The organism is Pseudomonas sp. NPDC087817, from assembly GCF_044742875.1.
Classification (GTDB): domain Bacteria; phylum Pseudomonadota; class Gammaproteobacteria; order Pseudomonadales; family Pseudomonadaceae; genus Aquipseudomonas.
Genome location: NZ_JBIUVJ010000027.1, coordinates 18,669 through 37,686, shown reverse-complemented (window position 1 = coordinate 37,686; position 19,018 = coordinate 18,669). Strand labels below are relative to the sequence as shown.

Annotated in this window: 15 protein-coding genes and 1 pseudogene; 12 read left to right on the top strand and 4 right to left on the bottom strand. The window is 59.8% G+C overall.

The window, feature by feature from the left end; genetic code table 11:
- The 3 genes from ACIONG_RS17855 (at nucleotide 1) to ACIONG_RS17845 (ending at nucleotide 3,423) form a co-directional block, all read left to right on the top strand.
- Nucleotides 1-1,458, top strand: coding sequence for an amidohydrolase family protein (locus ACIONG_RS17855; protein ID WP_401301525.1), 1,458 nt, complete (start codon nucleotides 1-3; stop codon nucleotides 1,456-1,458).
- A gap of 130 nt (nucleotides 1,459-1,588) precedes the next feature.
- Nucleotides 1,589-3,001 (top strand): hypothetical protein, encoded by a 1,413-nt coding sequence (locus ACIONG_RS17850; protein ID WP_213027493.1) that lies wholly within the window; start codon nucleotides 1,589-1,591, stop codon nucleotides 2,999-3,001.
- A 53-nt stretch (nucleotides 3,002-3,054) separates the two neighbouring features.
- Nucleotides 3,055-3,423, top strand: coding sequence for a glyoxalase superfamily protein (locus ACIONG_RS17845; protein ID WP_095191407.1), 369 nt, complete (start codon nucleotides 3,055-3,057; stop codon nucleotides 3,421-3,423).
- A 66-nt stretch (nucleotides 3,424-3,489) separates the two neighbouring features.
- On the opposite strand, the gene ACIONG_RS17840 is transcribed toward ACIONG_RS17845, so the two are convergent.
- Together ACIONG_RS17840 and ACIONG_RS17835 are read right to left on the bottom strand one after the other, a co-directional pair.
- Nucleotides 3,490-3,855, bottom strand: coding sequence for a DUF6124 family protein (locus ACIONG_RS17840; protein ID WP_401301522.1), 366 nt, complete (start codon nucleotides 3,853-3,855; stop codon nucleotides 3,490-3,492).
- Between the two features lie 654 nt (nucleotides 3,856-4,509).
- Nucleotides 4,510-5,526: an AraC family transcriptional regulator gene (locus ACIONG_RS17835; RefSeq protein ID WP_401301519.1), complete on the bottom strand. Its 1,017-nt coding sequence runs from the start codon at nucleotides 5,524-5,526 to the stop codon at nucleotides 4,510-4,512.
- A gap of 210 nt (nucleotides 5,527-5,736) precedes the next feature.
- On the opposite strand from ACIONG_RS17835, the gene ACIONG_RS17830 reads away from it, so the two are divergent.
- The 9 genes from ACIONG_RS17830 to ACIONG_RS17790 all read left to right on the top strand — a co-directional run bounded on the left by ACIONG_RS17830 (nucleotide 5,737) and on the right by ACIONG_RS17790 (nucleotide 16,821).
- Complete coding sequence (locus tag ACIONG_RS17830) at nucleotides 5,737-7,332, top strand: FAD-binding oxidoreductase (RefSeq protein WP_401301517.1); 1,596 nt, start codon at nucleotides 5,737-5,739, stop codon at nucleotides 7,330-7,332.
- A gap of 5 nt (nucleotides 7,333-7,337) precedes the next feature.
- Nucleotides 7,338-8,933 carry a glycerol-3-phosphate dehydrogenase/oxidase gene (locus tag ACIONG_RS17825; protein ID WP_401301514.1) on the top strand — a complete coding sequence of 532 codons (1,596 nt, stop codon included), beginning with the start codon at nucleotides 7,338-7,340 and terminating at the stop codon, nucleotides 8,931-8,933.
- A 20-nt stretch (nucleotides 8,934-8,953) separates the two neighbouring features.
- Nucleotides 8,954-10,522 (top strand): FGGY-family carbohydrate kinase, encoded by a 1,569-nt coding sequence (locus ACIONG_RS17820; RefSeq protein ID WP_401301511.1) that lies wholly within the window; start codon nucleotides 8,954-8,956, stop codon nucleotides 10,520-10,522.
- 241 nt (nucleotides 10,523-10,763) lie between these two features.
- Nucleotides 10,764-12,053, top strand: coding sequence for a phospholipase (locus tag ACIONG_RS17815; protein ID WP_401301508.1), 1,290 nt, complete (start codon nucleotides 10,764-10,766; stop codon nucleotides 12,051-12,053).
- A gap of 58 nt (nucleotides 12,054-12,111) precedes the next feature.
- Nucleotides 12,112-14,070: a DUF1302 domain-containing protein gene (locus ACIONG_RS17810; RefSeq protein ID WP_213027499.1), complete on the top strand. Its 1,959-nt coding sequence runs from the start codon at nucleotides 12,112-12,114 to the stop codon at nucleotides 14,068-14,070.
- Between the two features lie 194 nt (nucleotides 14,071-14,264).
- Nucleotides 14,265-15,593, top strand: coding sequence for a DUF1329 domain-containing protein (locus tag ACIONG_RS17805; protein ID WP_401301559.1), 1,329 nt, complete (start codon nucleotides 14,265-14,267; stop codon nucleotides 15,591-15,593).
- A 92-nt stretch (nucleotides 15,594-15,685) separates the two neighbouring features.
- Nucleotides 15,686-15,931, top strand: coding sequence for a FitA-like ribbon-helix-helix domain-containing protein (locus ACIONG_RS17800; RefSeq protein WP_103303249.1), 246 nt, complete (start codon nucleotides 15,686-15,688; stop codon nucleotides 15,929-15,931).
- On the top strand, nucleotides 15,928-16,347 hold the full coding sequence (locus ACIONG_RS17795; RefSeq protein WP_103303248.1) for a type II toxin-antitoxin system VapC family toxin: 420 nt from the start codon (nucleotides 15,928-15,930) through the stop codon (nucleotides 16,345-16,347). Before ACIONG_RS17800 ends, ACIONG_RS17795 begins: the two co-directional genes overlap by 4 nt.
- Nucleotides 16,348-16,389: 42 nt before the next feature.
- Nucleotides 16,390-16,821, top strand: coding sequence for a type II toxin-antitoxin system HigA family antitoxin (locus ACIONG_RS17790; protein ID WP_103303247.1), 432 nt, complete (start codon nucleotides 16,390-16,392; stop codon nucleotides 16,819-16,821).
- Nucleotides 16,822-16,966: 145 nt separating this feature from the next.
- Here the strand turns inward: ACIONG_RS17790 and ACIONG_RS17785 are convergent, their stop codons facing one another.
- Both ACIONG_RS17785 and ACIONG_RS17780 read right to left on the bottom strand, forming a co-directional pair.
- Nucleotides 16,967-17,680, bottom strand: coding sequence for a methyl-accepting chemotaxis protein (locus ACIONG_RS17785; protein WP_371042694.1), 714 nt, complete (start codon nucleotides 17,678-17,680; stop codon nucleotides 16,967-16,969).
- Between the two features lie 144 nt (nucleotides 17,681-17,824).
- Nucleotides 17,825-18,751, bottom strand: a pseudogene (locus tag ACIONG_RS17780) (methyl-accepting chemotaxis protein); the annotation flags it as partial.
- Nucleotides 18,752-19,018: the final 267 nt, after the last annotated feature.

Sequence of the window (19,018 nt, the reverse complement as noted above, 5' to 3'; positions counted from 1 at the left end):
ATGCTGTACGACACGCTGATCCGCAACGCCACCGTCATCGATGGCAGCAACACGCCCGGTTACTGCGCCGACGTGGCGATTCGTGCTGGCCGCATCGAGCGCATTGGTGACTTGCACGACGCCAGCGCTGCCGAAGAAATCGACGCCGGCGGCCGCGTGCTGGCGCCGGGTTTTATCGATGTGCACACCCACGACGACACGGTAGTGATCCGTCAGCCAGAGATGCTGCCAAAACTTAGCCAGGGCGTGACCACGGTGATCGTCGGCAACTGCGGGATCAGCGCCTCGCCCGTGACGCTGAAAGGCAATCCGCCGGATCCGATGAACCTGCTCGGCACCGCGGCAGCCTTCGTTTATCCACGCTTCAGCGATTACCGTGCAGCGGTCGAAGCGGCGAATACCACGTTGAATGTGGCGGCGCTGGTCGGCCACACGGCGCTGCGCAGCAATCACCTGGATGACTTGTTCCGTACCGCCACGCCTGAGGAAATCGCTGCGATGCGCGAGCAATTGCGCGAGAGCCTTGAGGCTGGGGCCTTGGGTTTATCCACAGGTCTGGCCTACGCCAGCGCCTTCAACGCCTCCACCGATGAAGTCATGCAGTTGACTGAAGAACTCACGGCATTCGGCGCGGTGTACACCACGCACCTGCGCAGTGAATTCGCCCCGGTGTTGGAGGCGATGGATGAGGCGTTTCAGATCGGTCGTCATGCCAAATCCCCGGTGATCATTTCCCACCTCAAATGCGCTGGCGTCGGTAACTGGGGCCGCAGCCCGCAGTTGCTCGCATCGCTGGAAGAAGCCGCGAAAACCCACCCGGTCGGTTGCGATTGCTATCCGTACGCGGCGAGCTCTTCGACGCTGGACCTGAAGCAAGTCACCGACGCGCATCGCATCACCATTACTTGGTCGACGCCGCACCCGGAAGTCAGCGGCCGCGATCTGATCGACATCGCTGCCGAGTGGAACGTGCCGCTGATAGACGCGGCAAAACGCCTACAACCGGCGGGTGCGGTGTACTACGGAATGGACGAGGCCGACGTGCGAAGAATCCTCGCCCATCCGTTGTCGATGGTGGGTTCTGACGGACTGCCGGAAGACCCGTTCCCGCATCCGCGCCTGTGGGGCGCTTTCCCACGGGTGCTCGGGCATTTCAGTCGTGATGTCGGGCTGTTTCCGCTGCACACCGCTGTGCACAAGATGACCGGGTTATCGGCGGCACGATTCGGCTTGAAGGAAAGAGGCGAGATTCGCGAAGGTTATTGGGCGGACCTGGTGTTGTTCGATCCACTGACCGTGCGCGATGTGGCGGATTTCAATGACCCGCAACGAGCGGCGCAGGGCATTGATGGCGTGTGGATCAACGGCGTGTTGAGTTACCAGGAGGGGCAGTCTTCAGGACGCCACGCAGGACGGTTCCTCGCCCGTGAAGATGACCTGCGCAAAGGTTTTGTATAACCGCAGTTGCAGGTTTGCGACGTGGTCTGGATTTTTGTGCAGTGATGGCACATTGGAATTAAAGATTCCCTCGACCAAGCCGAATCGCTGACATTCAGTGGATTTGGCGTCTGTCGCCCCAGGGAGTTTCATGTACCGCGTTTGTTTGTTCGCAGCCGTCACATTACTGGCCGGTTGTGTCAGTCCACAAGCACGCCAGGCGGCGGAAGCCGAGACCTTGTTCAAGGATATCCTCGCGCGTCCATTGGTCAGTGATTCGGTTATGCGCGAAGGCGATATCCTGACGTTCCAGATCAGTCAGTCCGGCAATGCGCAAGCGGCGGCAGGCGTGGTTTTTCAGATGGAAGCCTCCTGCGCGGCCGACCGTGCCAACTTGCTGTATCTGGGCGGCGGCGGTCGGATGTATCCGGGGCTCAATGGTCACCAGTACTCGATCGGTCGAGCGATGCCGGCCAACGTGCTCGGGATGTTGAAAAACAACCCTGACTTCATCAAGGCGTGTGCCAGCACGCCGGCGTCGGATTGGCGAGTGGTCAAAGGCAGCGGCGAGGAGCAATGGGTATTGTTTGATCGCAACAGTCTCAAGAAGGACGGTTCCGAACTGAGATTTTGGGCGGCTTACGATAACCCCTTGATTGGATTCGATGCGCCCTACGACGCTCCCTATGCGCAGAAGCGCGAGCGTTACGCAGTCGATTGTGGCAAGCAGACCTACCGTGTGGTGGCGGGCTACGATCTGGATGCCGACAACACTGTCACGGATGGACAGGACGCGATTGCACTGACCTCCAATGCAATCAGCGGCAGCAACGACGACTACGAGCTGCTGTTCAAACTGGTCTGTGAAAAACCCGAATCGGCAGCGCAATTGCCCAGGTTCGTTGCCCGCGCAAAGAAAAGCGTTCCAGTGACTCTGCCAACGCTTACCCCGGCAGTGACATCAGCCATCAAACAACTGAACATGCCGGACGCCGTTAAACCGCTCAACTATGTGGAAATCACGGGCCAGTCGAATTACCAAGGCAAAACTATAGACATGCGCGAAGTGCGCCGCTTTGAAATCGATAGCGCCTCGCAGCAACTGAGTCTGCATTTGTCGGGCGCCAATTATGAGAGCGATGCCGTGACCTTTCGCGGGCTGCTGGATCTAGCGAAATTGAGCCGTTTCAGCGTCTCGAAGGGGCCCTCGATGAAAGACACGTCCAGTGTCATCAACCTAAGCTTCAGCGGCGACTGGCAGCATATGCCGGTCAACGGACACTTGGCCTACAAAGCAACGTTCAGCAGCACTAACTCGCTGCTCGGCAAAGTCGACGAGCGCCAGGAAAACACCAACTGCACCGTTGTTCGCGAACTGTCGGCGAGCCAACTCAATTCAACCTTGAGCGGCTCGGCCAAAGAGTTGAGGTGCAGCAAAGAAGGCGATGAGTACAATCGGGTCAACACCTACTACTACTTGTCGGATTATGCTTACTTCTTCTTTGCACGCACCGACAAGAACCGTTTTTTCTACAGCGATCTGGTACTCAAGACGCTGCGTTGATCCGGCCATTTGGCCCGTCCAGACGGGCCTTTTCCATAGGCGAGAGCACTCCCATGAGCTTCGGCAAAACCACCCCGATCCTGCGGATTTTCGATGAAGCCAAAGCCGTAGAATTCTACGTCGACTTCCTCGGCTTCAAGATCGACTGGCAGCACCGTTTCGAGGCTAACTTCCCGTTGTATCTGCAGGTGTCGCGTGGCGAGTGTGTGCTGCACCTGTCCGAGCATCACGGCGATGCAACCCCCGGTTCGGCGCTACGCATCGAGACCGATGAGCTGGAGGCGTTCCAGCAGCAATTGGTGGCCAAGGACTACAAGTTCTCGCACCCACAGATTCAGGCGATGCCGTGGGGGAGTCAGGACATGACGATTGCTGATCCGTTTGGCAATCGGTTGGTGTTCACCAACGCGATCAGTGTTTGAAACAGTTTCACGCCGCATGGAAAAGCCCGCTGCCAAACCACCAAGGTCTGCCAGCAGGCTTTTTCGTCACTCGGTCGGCACTAACCGATCAAGCACACGATTCACCGCCAACTCCGCCAGCATCACCACCTGAGCAATACCTTGCAGGGTTTTGCGGTGCGTGCCTTCGACCATCGCAGCGTGGTTATGCAGCATGACGGTGGCCGAGCCGAGGGTTTCACTGGCATCGACCAGCAGCGACTCGGTATCGGCTTCGGGGTCGGTCATGTACAGCTTGTTGGGTTTGTAGGGCGCGGCCATGATCTCGGCGGTTGGTGGTCCGAGGTAATGGTCGAGGGCGCGCTCGGCGGCTTCGTGGAATTTCTTTGAGTCGGGGGATTCGTAGGGGGAGGCCGGGTCGGTGACCGGTGGGTTTGGCGTTACTTTGAACATTGAGTCTTTCTCCAGAAGAGCCGCAGCCATCTCGCTACTAAACGAGAGGGGTGGCAGCTGTGCGCAAGTTAGTAGACCGGCAGAAGACTCAAGATCCGGCGCATCCGAAGATGCCATGCGCACAGCTACCATCAAGTGCAAGCGAAAGCCCGACTGGATGATTCTTGTGCAACCGTAAGTCAACTAATCCGGGCTACTAAACCCGATCACTGGGAATCAGTGACCCGATTGAAGTTACGCAGCAAGCCCTGGACGCACAAGCCGGCGGATTCTGGTACATGCGTAGGCAGTGGCGCAAGGATTTGTAGGCTCTTGCGCGTAACACTGAGTGTCTTTAAACACCTATGGTGTAAGAGGTTTATTGCGCTACAGAGTTTGAGGATTTACCTGTCGGATCTCGGTGCGGCGACTGACGTCATCGCTGGCAAGCCAGCTCCCACAGTGACTGAGTCGTAAGCAAGATTTGGCTTCACCGAAAAACCTGTGGGAGCTGGCTTGCCAGCGATGAGGCCAGAACAGTCACCCCCGATGCGTCTGCCGAAACCCCCCGGGCGGCATCCCCCGCCAGCTCCCACAGTGATTGAGTCGTACGCAAAATTTGGCTTCACCAAAAAACCTGTGGGAGCTGGCTTGCCAGCGATGAGGCCAGAACAGTCACCCGCGATGTGTCTGCCGAAACTCCCCGGGCGGCATCCCGCGCCGACTCTTGAACGTGCGATGAAACGACCGCGGTTCGGTAAAACCCAGATACTGCGCAATGTCCTGAATCGGCAACGTGCTGTTCAACAGGTAATGCTCAGCCAACTCCTGGCGCAGATCATCGAGAATCTGCTGATACGACGTCCCCGCCTGATGTAACTGGCGCTGCAATGTGCGCACCGACACCGCAAGTTGCTCGGCCACTTGCTCCTTGCGCGGCAAGCCTTCCTTGAGCAACTGCCGCAGGATGCCTTTCACCTGCTGCGCCAGCGACGCGTCCTCCAGCGTCGCCATCAAACCCATCGCATGCTCTTCCAGCGTACGCAGCAATTGCGCATCGGCCTGGCGCAACGGCAGTTGCAAATACGCTAACGGCACGATCAGCGCCGAATACGGCTGATCGAACAACACCGGGCAGTCGAAGAACTGCTCATATTGCGCCAGCGTCACCTCGTCCGGGCGTGCATGCTCCAGCCACACAGCGGCCGGCGACATCTGCGTATCGGCAATCCAGCGCGCATATTGCAGCCAGGAGCCGAGCACGTTTTCCACCAGATGCCGACGAATTCGTGGGCGCTGATAACGGCAGGTCCAGATCAGATGCACATGGCCGTCCTGCACCTCGGCGCGACTCACGCCCATGTCGCCCACCAGTTTTTCGAACGGCATGATCCGGCTCATGGCATCGCCAAGGGTCGCGCAGTTCATGGTGATGTAGCCGAGCACGCTCCACGAGTTGGGCAAGACGAAATTCGCCGCGTTGAGGCCGAACAACGGATCGCCCGAGTGCTCGCAGAAATAATCCAGCAACTTTTCATGGGCCTCGCCCGGCAAGCGCAGGGTGTTGTCGCTCAACTGCTGCGCCTGCAGACCGGCCGCCGCCAACGCCGGCTCGATGGCCATGCCCAATTGCTCGGCATGGCGCAAATATTTGAGCAGCGGAGGAACAGACGTGAAGCCGAGCGATTGCATGATCGAATTCCCTTGATCAAAGCCTGCATGAGCGGATGAATGCCCTGAAAGGTAATTTGAAACCACGGCTAAAGTAAATGGCTGACGCTTGCGCGACGTTTGACTCAATTGGCTACACGAACTGGCCGGATGCGACCGTGACACTTTTTGGCCGCCGACTAGTATGGGGGCCTGAAATATCCATCATAAGAACCGGAAAAGGACACACGCATGCGACGCTGGAACGGCTGGGGCGATGCAACCACGGTGGTCGAACTGCCGGCCCAGGGCGCGAGTTTTCTTGCGCAACGCTTGGGCGACGGTCGAGCGCTGCCCGACGCAACGCTGGAAGCGGCGTTGGCTCGTGTCCCGGTCTCGCGGTTGCAGGCGCACACCTTGTACAGCGTCGATGCCCATGACCGGTTGCTCCACGCCCGGGGCCAGAGCCTGCCGGACTGGCTGGCGTTGCGTGAAGGTGCGCTGGGCGAGTATCCCGATGCCGTGGCGTTCCCGGAGACTGCCGAGCAGATTCGCCAATTGCTCGCGCTCGCCCATGAACAGGACCTGTGCCTGATTCCTTATGGCGGCGGCACCTCGGTGGCCGGGCACATCAATCCGCCGGACTCCACGCGTCCCGTGGTGACGGTTTCGCTGGCGCGAATGAATCGCCTGATCGACCTCGACGAACAGAGCCTGTTGGCAACCTTCGGCCCCGGCGCCAGTGGCCCGCAGGTGGAAAGTCAGTTGCGCGCCCGAGGCTACACGCTGGGGCACTTCCCGCAGTCGTGGGAGTTATCGACGCTGGGCGGTTGGGTCGCCAGCCGTTCCAGCGGCCAGCAATCGTTGCGCTATGGGCGCATCGAACAATTGTTCGCCGGCGGGACGCTGGAAACCTTCGCCGGTCCGCTGGAAATTCCAACCTTCCCGGCCTCGGCGGCAGGCCCAGATCTGCGCGAAGTGGTGCTCGGTTGTGAGGGCCGTTTCGGGATCATCTCCGAAGTCAAAGTGCGGGTCAGCGCACTGCCCGCTGACGAACGTTTCTACGGCGTATTCCTGCCGAGCTGGACCAAAGCGCTGCAAGCGATTCGCCAACTCGCTCAGGCGCGCGTACCGCTGTCGATGCTGCGTTTGTCCAACGCCGTGGAGACCGAAACGCAATTGGCGCTGGCCGGTCATCCGCAACAAATCGCCTGGCTGGAAAAGTATCTGAGCCTGCGCGGGGCAGGCGAGGGCAAGTGTCTGCTGACCTTCGGCGTGACCGGCAATCGTCGGCAAAACGCGCTGTCGCTGAGCCAGGCCCGCCAGCATCTGAAAGCCTTCGGCGGTGTGTTCACCGGCACCTTGCTCGGCAAGAAGTGGGCACAGAACCGCTTCCGTTTCCCCTACCTGCGCGAGAACCTGTGGAACGCCGGTTACGTGGTCGACACCCTCGAAACCGCCACCGACTGGAGCAACGTCGACAACCTGCTCAACCTCATCGAAAACAGCCTGCGCGATGCCTTGGCCGCTGAGGGTGAGCGGGTGCATGTGTTCACGCACCTGTCCCACGTTTACGGCGAAGGATCGAGCATCTACACCACCTACGTGTTTCGCCCGGCGGCGGATTACCCAGCGACCCTGGCGCGCTGGAAAGCGCTCAAGCACGCGGCCAGCCAGACCATCGTCGACAACCACGGCACCATCAGCCACCAGCACGGCGTCGGCAAGGATCACGCCCCGTACCTGTTGCGCGAAAAAGGCGAACTGGCGATGGACACCTTGCAGGCGCTGAGCCGCCATTTCGATCCGGCCGGGCGCCTCAACCCCGGCACGCTGCTGCCGGAATGACGGTCATGCGCCCTAACTGGAACGCCGCGTGGCGCCAGCAGATTCTGCCGAAACTGGCGGATGAAAGCTGGGATCTGATCGTGATTGGCGGCGGCATCAGCGGCGCCGGGATTCTGCGTGAAGCTGCACGCCGTGGCTGGCGTTGTTTGTTGCTGGAACAACGCGATTTTGCCTGGGGCACGTCCAGTCGCTCGTCAAAAATGGTCCATGGTGGTTTGCGATATATCGCCAAGGGCCAGTGGCGCCTGACCCGTGATTCGGTGCGCGAACGTCAGCGCTTGCTTGATGAAGCACCGGGGCTGGTCGAGCCGATGAGTTTCCTGATGCCGCACTATCGCGGTGGTTTTCCCGGGCCGCGTGTTTTCAGTGGTTTGTTATCGGTGTATGACGCGTTGGCGGGGCGGCGCAGCCATCAGTTTCATGACGTGCAGCAACTGCGCTATCTGGCACCGGGCGTGAAGGAAAACGACCTGCTCGGCGGCACCAGTTTTGTCGACGCGCTGACCGATGATGCGCGGCTGGTAATGCGTGTTTTGAGCGAGGCGCGGGCCGACGGCGCGGTGGTGCTCAACGGCGTGCGTGTCGAGCATCTGCTGCGTGAGAACGGGCGAGTGTGCGGCGTTCAGATCGAAGATTGCGAGGCCGGCGCGACCCTGCAATTGCGCTGCGGCGTACTCGCTGTGGCGACTGGCGCATGGGCTGAGCGCTTGCGACCGACCGAGGCACCACGCCAATTACGGCCGTTGCGTGGCAGCCATTTGCTGCTGCCGGGTTGGAGCTTGCCGGTGGCGCAAGCCTTCACCTTTCTGCATGAGCGCGACCGTCGCCCGGTGTTCGTTTTTCCGTGGGAAGGCGCGACGGTGGTCGGCACCACGGACCTCGATCACCGCGAGGATCTTGATCAGAGCGCGAGCATCAGCGGCGAAGAGCTCGACTATCTGCTGGCGGCCTGCACGCAACAATTTCCCGCTGCGCACGTTAGCGCTGCGGATGTGCTGTCGACGTGGTCGGGCGTGCGTCCGGTGGTGGGCAGCGCGGCAGGTGAGCATCAAGGCAAACCCTCTAGCGAAACTCGTGAACACGTACTGTGGCAGGAGCCCGGTTGCGTCACGCTGGCCGGCGGCAAGCTGACGACTTTTCGCCCGCAAGCCATCGAAGTGCTCAAGGCTTGCGCGAGCATGCTTGATCGTCCTTTCGTTGATGATGCTGCGCCAGTGTTTGCCGCTGTGCCGGCGCTGCCGATCCCGGTCCTGAGCAGCCATCAATGGCGACGTCTCGCCGGACGCCATGGTCGTGACCTGCGAAGGCTGGCGCAACTGCTCGCAGACGTCGGCCACGATACGGTCGGCGCCACGGACACTCTGTGGGCCGAACTGGCTTTCGCCTGTGAGTCGGAAATGGTTCTTCACCTCGACGATCTGTTACTGCGCCGCACGCGTCTCGGTTTGCTGCTACCCCTCGGTGGCGAAGGTTATTTCGCGCCGATTCGCCAACTCTGCCAGCCGCGACTGGGCTGGGACGATGAGCGATGGCAGCAGGAACTCCAGCGTTATCAGGCGTTGTGGCAACGCCATCACGGTCTGCCGGATGCCACGCCTTGATGCCCCTTGAAGAGAGCTCCATGGATAACCACCCGAACAAGCGTTACCTGCTGGCCATCGACAACGGCACCCAGAGCGTGCGCGCGCTGCTCTTTGATTTACAGGGCAATCTGCTCGGCAAAGGCAAGGTCGAATTGCAGGCGTATTACTCGACGCAACCAGGTTGGGCCGAGCAGGATCCGGAATATTACTGGGCGAAACTCGGCGAGGCCTGTCAGCAGGTGTGGGCGCAAACCGGGATTGATCGTTCGCAGATTGCCGGTGTTTCCCTGACCACCCAGCGCGGCACGGTGATCAATGTCGATGCCGAGGGCAAACCGCTGCGCCCGGCGATTCTGTGGCTCGATCAACGCCAGAGTGAAGTCGAAGGCGGGATCAAGGGACCGTGGGGCTGGCTGTTCAAACTGGTCGGCGCGCAAGCGACCGTGGATTACTTTCGCGCCCAGGCCGAGGCCAACTGGATCGCCAGACACCAGCCGGATATCTGGGCGGCGACCGACAAGTTTTTGCTGCTCTCGGGGTTTCTGACTCATCGCTTGTGCGGGCGTTTTGTCGACTCGGTGGGCTGTTGCGTCGGCTACCTGCCGTTCGACTTCAAGCGCCTGAAATGGGCCGCGCCTTCCGACTGGAAATGGCAGGCGTTGGCGGTGCGTCCCGAGCAATTGCCGAGCCTGCACAAACCCGGTGAAACCCTCGGCTACATCACCGCCCAAGCCAGCCGCCATACCGGGATCCCCGAAGGCCTGCCGCTGATTGCCGCCGGTGCCGACAAGGCCTGCGAAGTGGTCGGTTCCGGCGTGGTCGATGCGGGCACGGTGTGCCTGTCCTACGGCACCACGGCGACGATCACCAGCACCCGCTCGCGCTATCTGGAAATCGTCCCGTTGATCCCGCCGTATCCGTCGGCGGTGCCGGATCAATTCAACTGCGAGGTGATGATTTATCGCGGTTACTGGATGGTCAGCTGGTTCAAGAACGAGTTCGGATTGCGCGAGATGCAGCAGGCGAAAGCTCAGGGCATTGAGCCCGAAGAGCTCTTCGATGCGCTGGTCAACGAGGTGCCGCCGGGGTCGATGGGGCTGATGCTGCAACCCTACTGGTCGCCGGGCATCCGTGAGCCTGGCGTGGAGGCCAAAGGCGCGATGATCGGCTTCGGCGATGTGCACACCCGCGCGCATATCTACCGGGCGATTCTGGAAGGGCTGGCGTATGCCTTGCGCCAGGGCATGGAGAAGATCGAGAAGCGTTCGAAGGTCTCGATCAAGCGTCTGCGGGTGGCGGGCGGTGGCTCGCAGAGTGATGCGGCGATGCAGCTCACGGCGAATATTTTCGGGTTGCCCGCCGAGCGTCCGCATGTGTATGAAGCGTCGGGTCTGGGCGCAGCGATTTGTTGTGCGGTGGGGTTGGGGTTGCACGCGGATTTCCCCACGGCCATCGCCGCGATGACCCGGGTGGGCGCGGTGTTCACGCCGCAACCCGAGGCGCAAAAAATCTACGAACAACTCTACAAGGATGTCTATCTGCGCATGTACCGCCAGCTCAAACCGCTGTACCAGAGCATCCGCAAAATCACCGGTTACCCCGCTTGATAAAACATCGCAATCCCCTTGTAGGAGTGAGCCTGCTCGCGATAGCGGAGTGTCAGCCAACATCCATTTGAAAGACACACCGCTATCGCGAGCAGGCTCACTCCTACAGGGGGCGGCGGTGTTTTGGAGATTGTGCAATTGGCGCCATTGGAGAGTTTTTCTGGTGAGATCGGACAGTGTCAGCGCCTGGGGCGGTTGTTAGGCTCATGCCTCACAGCACATCCAATAAGAACCAGAAGCAATGAAGCTGACATTCCTCCTGTTGCTGCTTTTTGCAACGGCCCCGAGCGCTTGGGGCTGGTCGAACCATACGGTGGGCAGCTATCTGGCGTTGCAGGATCTGCCAGCGTTGCGCGATGCGCCACCGGTGGAAGTCGAACCGCTGGAGCAGTTTCTCACCGAGCAATATCCGGCCGTCGTCGCACTGCTGGAACAGCAGGAAAACTTCGCCCGCGAACACTTCGCGCAATACCCGCCACGCCCCGACCAGCTGAAATTGCCCGCAGTCCCCAGTGACAATCTGCGCCACGATTTCCTCACCGCGTTGCGCATCAATCCGCTCATTCATCTGGCGATGGTCATCCAGCCGTTGCCGGGCAAAGACCTGCCCGAGCGTGAGCACCTCAGCGCCGATCAGGTCATGGTCGAACAGACCCTCTCACCGTGGAATCGCCAACGCTTCATCGTTGTCGCCGACGGCGAAAAAGTCGCGGCGCTTGCGGTGCTCGCCAGCGCCGCCGACGAACCGGATTACGGCCACGACATCAACCTGTTCAGCGACAACCCGGGCGCAGTCGCTGCGGTCTATGGTTTCGGCCCGCAGCCGTTCGGCGATGCGCGTTTCCAGTACAGCTCGCAGGCACCGTTCCACATGGGCTTCTTCCATGAAAGCGCGGTGGTGTATGCCGCTGCCGGGTTTCTTCAGCGCAGTTGGCCGGACTGGCGCGCCTATCAATACATGGGCCTGGCGCGACTGGCGTTTGCCAGCGGCCATCCCTATTGGGGTTATCGCTTTCTCGGCTGGGGCATGCACCACGTGCAGGATCTGACCCAGCCCTATCACGCCAAGCCGCTGCCCGGCGTCGACCTCGCCAGTCTTTTACTGCTGGAAGGCAAGGCGCTGGCCGGTTTCGCCGATGACAAACAGGCGTCCATCGAACGCGTTGCCACCCGGCATATGGAAATCGAAAAGTATCAGTCGAGTTGGCTACGGCGTTTGCTGCGTGCCGGACAAGCGCATCCGATGCTCGACGCTTACACCGATTTTGCCCAGGACAAACAGTATCCGCCGTACTCCGTGGACTACTTGCGCGGGGTGGTCAGCGCCGAGTCCGTCGACGACTCCGCCGCGTTCGATGAAGCGATCGGTCAGTGGCTTGAGACTGCGCCGGTCACCAGTGATTTCAGCAGCGGCAATCAGCTGCAACGCGAAGATTTCAATCATCCGGCACTGAATCAACAGCTGTTCAAACTGCTCGGCCATTTCGGCTCGCACAGCCGTATTTATGTCAGCGCGGGATTGGTTCCATAGCCATCGCCTCAGCGTTGCGCGAACACAAAAACAATAAGAACAGGGAAGGAGAAAACTCATGATCAACACTCGATTGCGCCTGGCGGGCGCGGCGCTCCCCGGTGTCGGCCTGGCCGGGTTGCTGCAACTCTGCGCGGTCGATGGTGCGCAGGCTGCGGAGTTCAGCGTGCTGGACAAACAGGTCACCGGCTCGTTCGACACGACCTTGTCCTACGGCCGTTTGTGGCGCGTGCAGGGCCGCGACAAGACCAACGATGACGTCAACACCAACGACGGCAATCGCAACTTCGACACCGGACTGGTTTCCGAGGTGTACAAGATTACTTCGGAGCTTGAGGCCAACTATCAGAACTACGGCCTGTTCGTGCGCGGTACTGCGTTCTACGACACCCAACTGATGGACAAGCGCAACGATTACTACCGCAACAACAATCCGTCGCAACCGAGCCAGAGCTACCCGCAGGACGACCGTTTCACCAGCCAGACCCGCGACATCGCCGGCAGCCGCATCGAGATGCTCGACGCCTATGTCCACGGCAGTTGGGACGTTGCGCAGATGCCGGTGACCGCGCGCGTCGGTCGGCAGGTGTTCAACTGGGGCGAGGGGATTTTCTATCGCGGCGGGATCAATACGACCAACCCGGTGGACGCGGCCAAGTACCGCTTGCCCGGCGCCGAAGTGAAGGAAGTGCTGGTGCCGGTGGAGGCGCTGAGCTTCAACATCGGCCTCACCGACAGCCTGACCATGGAGAGTTTCTACCAGACCAACTGGAAGGAAACCCGCATCGATCCGGTCGGCACGTTCTACTCGCAAACTGACCTGTTCGCCGACGGCGGCAACACTGGGTACAACAACTTCAGCGGCACCGCGCTCGACACGCCAGTGCCGGGGTTTGGCAACGTCATCGGTTTGTACAGCGCGTTGGGCAACAACCCGTTGCTGAGCCAGGCCCTGCAAACCACCGGGCTGTACGCCAACGGCGTGACGCCGGCCTACGGCAATACGCTCAAGGTCGCGTCTATCGGCAAGGACTATAACGCGCGCAATGACGGCCAGTTCGGTTTCGCTTTTCGCTACATTGCAGAGCAGCTCAACAGCACCGAGTTCGGCTTGTACATGGTCAATTACCACGCCAAGGAACCGACCATCGCTGCCGATCTCGGCGGCTACAAGGGCATCGACATGAATGCCCTGACCAATCTGTTGGCGGGTGTCGCGGGCAGTCAGGCCGGCGCACTGGCCAATGGTCTGGCCACGGCGGATGTGATGGGCAATATCCAGGCGCATCGGCGCTATGCCGAAGACATCCGCATGTACGGTTTCAGCTTCAACACCACGCTGGGCGAAGCCTCGGTGTTTGGTGAAATTGCATATCGGCCAAACCTGCCGATCGGTGTTGCGGCGACCAACGATCTGATTGGCGATCTGGCCAATGGTGCAGCGGCGGCAGTGACCGGCAAAGCGATCAACGTCGGCGGGCAGATGGTCACTCTCGACAGCCAGATCAACAACGCCGAGCGCGTGGAAGCGTTCAACACTTCGCTGGGCACCATCTACAACTTCGGCCCGACGGCGTCGTTCGACTCGCTGTTCGGCATCTTCGAACTGGCCTCCGAGCACTTGCGTGGCAGCAGTCTGCAATACACCGCTTATGACGGCAGTCGTCGTTACTACGCCGGCACCGGTAACTATTCCTATGTGTCCGGTGGTGATCGTGACGATCAGGTCAATCGTGATTCCTACAGCTACACGGCCATGCTCAACGGTACGTGGAACGACGTGTACGCCGGGGTCAACGTCTCGCCCTACATCGTTTACAAGGACGATTTCGAGGGAAACAGCTATCAGGCCGGTAACACCATCGAAGGTCGCAAGGCCTACACGTTGGGGATCAAGGCCAACTACCAGAACAAGCTTGAGGCCGAGTTGCAGTACACCGAGTTCTACGGCGGCGGGCAGAACAATGGCATTCGCGACCGCGACAACGTCGGGTTCAACCTCAAGTATTTCCTGTGAGTTTCACACTCAACGCTTGGGACAACTCATCCCCCTGTGGGAGCGGGCTTGCCCGCGATGACGGCAGCACATTCGACATCAATGGTGGCTGAACCACCGCTATCGCTGGCAAGCCAGCTCCCACAGGTTTTTGTATTTTGGAGAAGAACATGTTCCACACTTCGCGATTGGCCAAGACCACGTTGGCGCTCGTCATGAGTCTGGCGGCCAGTAGTGTTTTCGCCGCCATCACCCCGCAACAAGCCGAACAACTGAAAACCACCCTGACCCCCATGGGCGCCGAGCGGGCCGGCAACGCCGCTGGCACTATTCCCGCCTGGGCCGGCGGCATCACCCAGGCCCCGGCCGGTTACAAACCGGGTCAGCACCACCCTGATCCCTACGCGGCGGACAAACCGCTGTTTACCATCACCAAAGCCAACCTCGACCAATACAAGGCCCACCTCAGCCCAGGTCAGATCGCGTTGTTCAACAGCTACCCCGACACCTTCCAGATGCCGATCTACCCTTCGCGGCGTTCCGGTTCGGCACCCCAGTGGCTGTACGACAACACGCTGAAAAATGCCACCTCGGCCAAGTTGCTCGAAGGCGGCAGCGGTTTTTCCGATGCCTATGGCGGCGTGCCGTTCCCGGTACCCAAGGACGGCATCGAAGTGCTGTGGAATCACATCACCCGTTATCGCGGCATCTACGTCGTGCGTCGCGCTTCCGAAGCGCCCGTGCAACGCAACGGCAGCTTTGCATTGGTCACCTCGCAGCAGGAAGCCCTGTTCAATTTCTACCGCCCGGGCGGCCAGTTCGCCGACCTGAAAAACATCCTGTTCTACTACGTCGCTTTCGTGAAAAGCCCGGCACGGCTGGCCGGCGGTGCCGCGCTGGTGCACGAGATGCTCGACCAGCTCAAGGACCCGCGCCAGGCCTGGGTCTACGACGCCGGCCAACGTCGCGTGCGCCGCGCGCCGAACCTTGCGTATGACACGCCGATCGCGTCCTCCGATGGCTTGCGCACGGCGGACGACACCGACCTGTTCAACGGCTCGCCGGATCGCTACGAGTGGAAGCTCAAGGGCAAACAGGAAATCTACATCCCCTACAACAACTACAAAGTCGGCAGCCCCGACGTTAAATACGCGCAACTGCTCACCCCGGGCCACCTGAACCCGCAATACACCCGCTATGAGCTACACCGGGTGTGGGTGGTCGAAGGCAACCTCAAACCCGGCGCACGACATATCTACTCCAAGCGCGTGCTGTTTCTCGATGAGGACAGCTGGGGCGCCGCACTGGTCGACCAATACGACGGGCGCGGGGAGTTGTGGCGCGTGTCGATGGCCTACCTGAAAAACTTCTACGACCTGCCAACGACGTGGAGTGCGCTGGATGTTTTCCACGATTTGCAGGCCCGCCGTTACTACGTGCAGAACCTGGATAACGAAGAAGCGGAGACGGTGGATTTCGCGCAACCCGTGCCGGAGGATGCGTACTTCATGCCGTCGGCGTTGCGCCAGCGTGGGACGCGGTGAGGAAGGACTGCCGTTCGGAAGATCGCCGGATTTTTGCACGGCAGGATGTGCTAGCCTGCAATCAATGATTTCATTGATTGCAGGAGGGCGTCATGGCCAGCATCACGATTCGAAACCTTGATGAGAAGCTGAAAGAACAACTGCGTATTACCGCAGCGCACAACGGACATTCCATGGAGGAGGAGGCTCGCCTCATTTTGGGTAGAGCCTTGGCGACTGTTGATCGCGCCGGTGGACTTGGCAGCCGGATACGCAACCGGTTCAATGCTGTCGGCGGAGTTGACCTCGACTTGCCAGAGCGTTCAGAGAAAGCCACTGCGGTGGATTTCTCTGAATGATAGTGCTCGATACCAACGTTCTTTCAGAGTTTATGCGTGTCAAGCCAGACGACCGGGTGCTTGTCTGGGTGGATGCGCAGCCAGCGATGGATCTGGCAGTCAGCGCGGTGACAGTGGCAGAAATACTCCACGGCATCGCACGCCTGCCATCTGGCAAGCGCAAACAAAAACTTGAGGCTCATGCCATGGCGATGTTCGAAGAGGATTTTGCCGGACGCATTTTGCCGTTCGATGCGCACGCCGCTGTCGAATACGCAACGCTAGTCGCGGAGTGCGAGTCAAAGGGTCGCGCGGCTTCGATGGCTGATGCGCAAATTGCTGCTATCTGCCGAACGCATGGTGTTCCCATAGCCACCCGTAACGTGAAGGATTTTGAGTTCAGTGGTGTCGAGGTGATAAATCCTTGGCAGAGCTGAGTCACTTCATAGCTAACAAAATCATAAGAAAAAGGTGGTCGCATGAAGCGTAAAAAGGTTGGAACGAGCAGGTTGGACTCCTTCATGGTTGATGATTTTCCCGTTCTTGCCGGTCTAGCGGACCCGATAAAAAACGACGGTGAGTTGCAAGTGCGAATGGCCCTGATTGATGAGCTTTACTCGCATGCTGACAGTGAAGATCACGCAGCGGCGCGGTTTGCGGAATTGGTTGCTGATCGGGTGTATGAGTACGAGGCTGAAACGGTTTTGATTCCTTACTCATCCCAATCAGAAGCGCTGGCGTTTCTGATTTTGGAAAGAGGAGTCAAACAGAAGGATTTGTCTGAGATCGCAACTCAGAGTGCTGTTTCAGAGATATTGAATAACAAGCGAAAAATGACCGTTGCCCAGATAAAGGGTTTTGCCGAATTCTTTAAAGTACCGGTTGAATTCTTTATGCATGGCGTGGTTTGACGGGGTATGTAGTCAGCCATAACGCAATCGCGGGCAAGCCCGCTCCCTCAGGTATGGAGTCGGACACAAACTCTGTGAACGACTGAAAAACCTGTGGGAGCGGGCTTGCCCGCGATTGGATCTACGCTATGACGCTGAGTGAAGGTCAGACGCGGAAATGGCTGACCATCTGCTGCAACTGACCACCCAAGCGCGCCAGTTCAACACTCGACGCTGCGGTCTCATCACTCGCCGCCGCCGTCTGCTCAGACACGTCACGCACGTTGATGATGCTGCGGCTGATCTCTTCGGCCACGGCGCTTTGCTGTTCGGCAGCGGCAGCGATCTGCTGGTTCATCGACTGGATGTTCGACACCGTGCGGGTGATGTTTTCCAGGGAGGCACCGGCCTTGCGTGTAAGGGCGACGCTGCTGTCGGTCAGTGCGCGGCTGTTGCTCATCACTGCCGAGACTTGCTGGGTGCCGTTCTGCAGACCGGCGACCAAACCTTCGATTTCTTCGGTGGATTTCTGCGTGCGTTGGGCCAGGCCGCGGACTTCGTCGGCAACCACGGCAAAACCACGACCGGCTTCACCAGCACGGGCTGCTTCGATCGCGGCGTTGAGTGCCAGCAGGTTGGTCTGTTCGGCGACGGCTTTGATCACGTCCATGACGCTGCCGATCTTGTCGCTTTCCTGTTGCAGCACGCTCATGGCTTCGGTGGAACGCACCACTTCGCTGGCCAGACGTTCGATCTGCGCGATGGCTTCGTTGACCACTTTGTCGCCTTCACGGGCTTCGCCATCGGCTGCGGCTGCTGCTTGCGAAGCTTCTTCGGCGTTGCGCGCGACTTCCTGCACGGTGGCGGTCATCTCGTGCATGGCGGTGGCGACCTGATCGGTCTCGACTTTCTGGCTGTTCACACCGGCGCTGGTCTGTTCGGTCACGGCCGAGAGTTCTTCGGCGGCGCTGGCGATCTGGGTGACGCCGTCGCGGATGCCGCTGATCAAGTCGCGCAGGGTTACGCCCATGCGGGCGATGCCTTGTTGCAGTACGCCAAGTTCGTCGCGGCGGGTGACGATCACGTTTTGCGACAGGTCGCCGCTGGCGATGCGCTCGACCACGGCCAGGGTTTCTTGCAGCGGACGGGTAATCTGGCGGGTGATGATAACGGCGGCAATCACGCCAACCAGCAGCGCCAGCAGGGTGCTGATCAACTGGAAGGTGCGCGCCTGAGCGCTTTCGATGTCGCGACGGTCGAGCTGGATCTGGTAAAGCTGCTCGCTGGTGGTGACGATCGCAGCGCCCTGATCAGTCATTTCCTTGCGGGCCTGCACGGCGTCGGTGTTGGCGTTTTTATACGCCATCAATGCGCTGCGATAGTTGACCAGCGCGGTTTCCAGCTGACGCAGTGCGTCTTGCTGAGTACTGGAGAAATGCGTGTTCAGCTGTTTCAGACTGCCGATGGCAACGTCGAGCTGGCCGACGGCCTTCTGCTCGGTTTCGGCGTTGGTGGTGGCGGTGTAGCCGCGCACTTCGTAGCGCGCGAGGATGAACGCTTCCTTGGCGGTGGTGATCGCCTGGAACTGTTCGAAACGCTGCTCGCTCATGTCCATCTGCTGCACGCGTTTGCTGATCGACTCGATCAGGTTGTACGCGGTTTCGGCGTTGAGGCTCATGGTGTCGCGGGCGCTGTTGCCAGTGCGATAGGCATTGCGCATTTTGTTCAGCGACGTCTGGTATTCAGCGATGGTCGCTGCCTGCTCCTTGAGCAGTTTGACGTTTTCCGGGCTCTTGAAGCTGTTGATCAGCTTCTGTTGTTGCGCGGCGAAGCTCTCCAGAGTGGTCTGCACATTCTGCGCGGCAGTTTCATCGCCATTGGTCAGCATGTATTGCAGGCGCACTACGCGCAGTTTGGTCAGACCGGCGTTGAGCTGGGTGATGTCGCTCATCCAGTTGCTGCGGTCAATCAGGCCGCCAAGGCTGGTCCAGCCAGTCAGGGCCAGCACGCAGGTCAGGGCCAGGACAAGGCCGAAGCCCAGGCCCAATTTCATGTTCACGCTGATGTTGCCGAACCAGCTATTCATCACAATTCCTCCAGAAACGTTGGGTTTCTTGTCGTCAGTTAGGCTGGAAGATTGTTGTTTTTTTGAGCCAGCAAGGGTGTTAGCAGGACTGTATCGGCCGCAAATACGAGAGCTGAAAGGATTTTGTCAGAC

Coding starts and splice junctions, on each gene's coding strand:
- ACIONG_RS17790 (WP_103303247.1), top strand. CDS start 16,390: ATGAAGCGTAAAAAGGTTGGAACGAGCAGGTTGGACTCCTTCATGGTT.
- ACIONG_RS17830 (WP_401301517.1), top strand. CDS start 5,737: ATGCGACGCTGGAACGGCTGGGGCGATGCAACCACGGTGGTCGAACTG.
- ACIONG_RS17855 (WP_401301525.1), top strand. CDS start 1: ATGCTGTACGACACGCTGATCCGCAACGCCACCGTCATCGATGGCAGC.
- ACIONG_RS17815 (WP_401301508.1), top strand. CDS start 10,764: ATGAAGCTGACATTCCTCCTGTTGCTGCTTTTTGCAACGGCCCCGAGC.
- ACIONG_RS17820 (WP_401301511.1), top strand. CDS start 8,954: ATGGATAACCACCCGAACAAGCGTTACCTGCTGGCCATCGACAACGGC.
- ACIONG_RS17850 (WP_213027493.1), top strand. CDS start 1,589: ATGTACCGCGTTTGTTTGTTCGCAGCCGTCACATTACTGGCCGGTTGT.
- ACIONG_RS17840 (WP_401301522.1), bottom strand. CDS start 3,855: ATGTTCAAAGTAACGCCAAACCCACCGGTCACCGACCCGGCCTCCCCC.
- ACIONG_RS17845 (WP_095191407.1), top strand. CDS start 3,055: ATGAGCTTCGGCAAAACCACCCCGATCCTGCGGATTTTCGATGAAGCC.
- ACIONG_RS17810 (WP_213027499.1), top strand. CDS start 12,112: ATGATCAACACTCGATTGCGCCTGGCGGGCGCGGCGCTCCCCGGTGTC.
- ACIONG_RS17825 (WP_401301514.1), top strand. CDS start 7,338: ATGCGCCCTAACTGGAACGCCGCGTGGCGCCAGCAGATTCTGCCGAAA.
- ACIONG_RS17835 (WP_401301519.1), bottom strand. CDS start 5,526: ATGCAATCGCTCGGCTTCACGTCTGTTCCTCCGCTGCTCAAATATTTG.
- ACIONG_RS17785 (WP_371042694.1), bottom strand. CDS start 17,680: ATGCACGAGATGACCGCCACCGTGCAGGAAGTCGCGCGCAACGCCGAA.
- ACIONG_RS17795 (WP_103303248.1), top strand. CDS start 15,928: ATGATAGTGCTCGATACCAACGTTCTTTCAGAGTTTATGCGTGTCAAG.
- ACIONG_RS17805 (WP_401301559.1), top strand. CDS start 14,265: ATGAGTCTGGCGGCCAGTAGTGTTTTCGCCGCCATCACCCCGCAACAA.
- ACIONG_RS17800 (WP_103303249.1), top strand. CDS start 15,686: ATGGCCAGCATCACGATTCGAAACCTTGATGAGAAGCTGAAAGAACAA.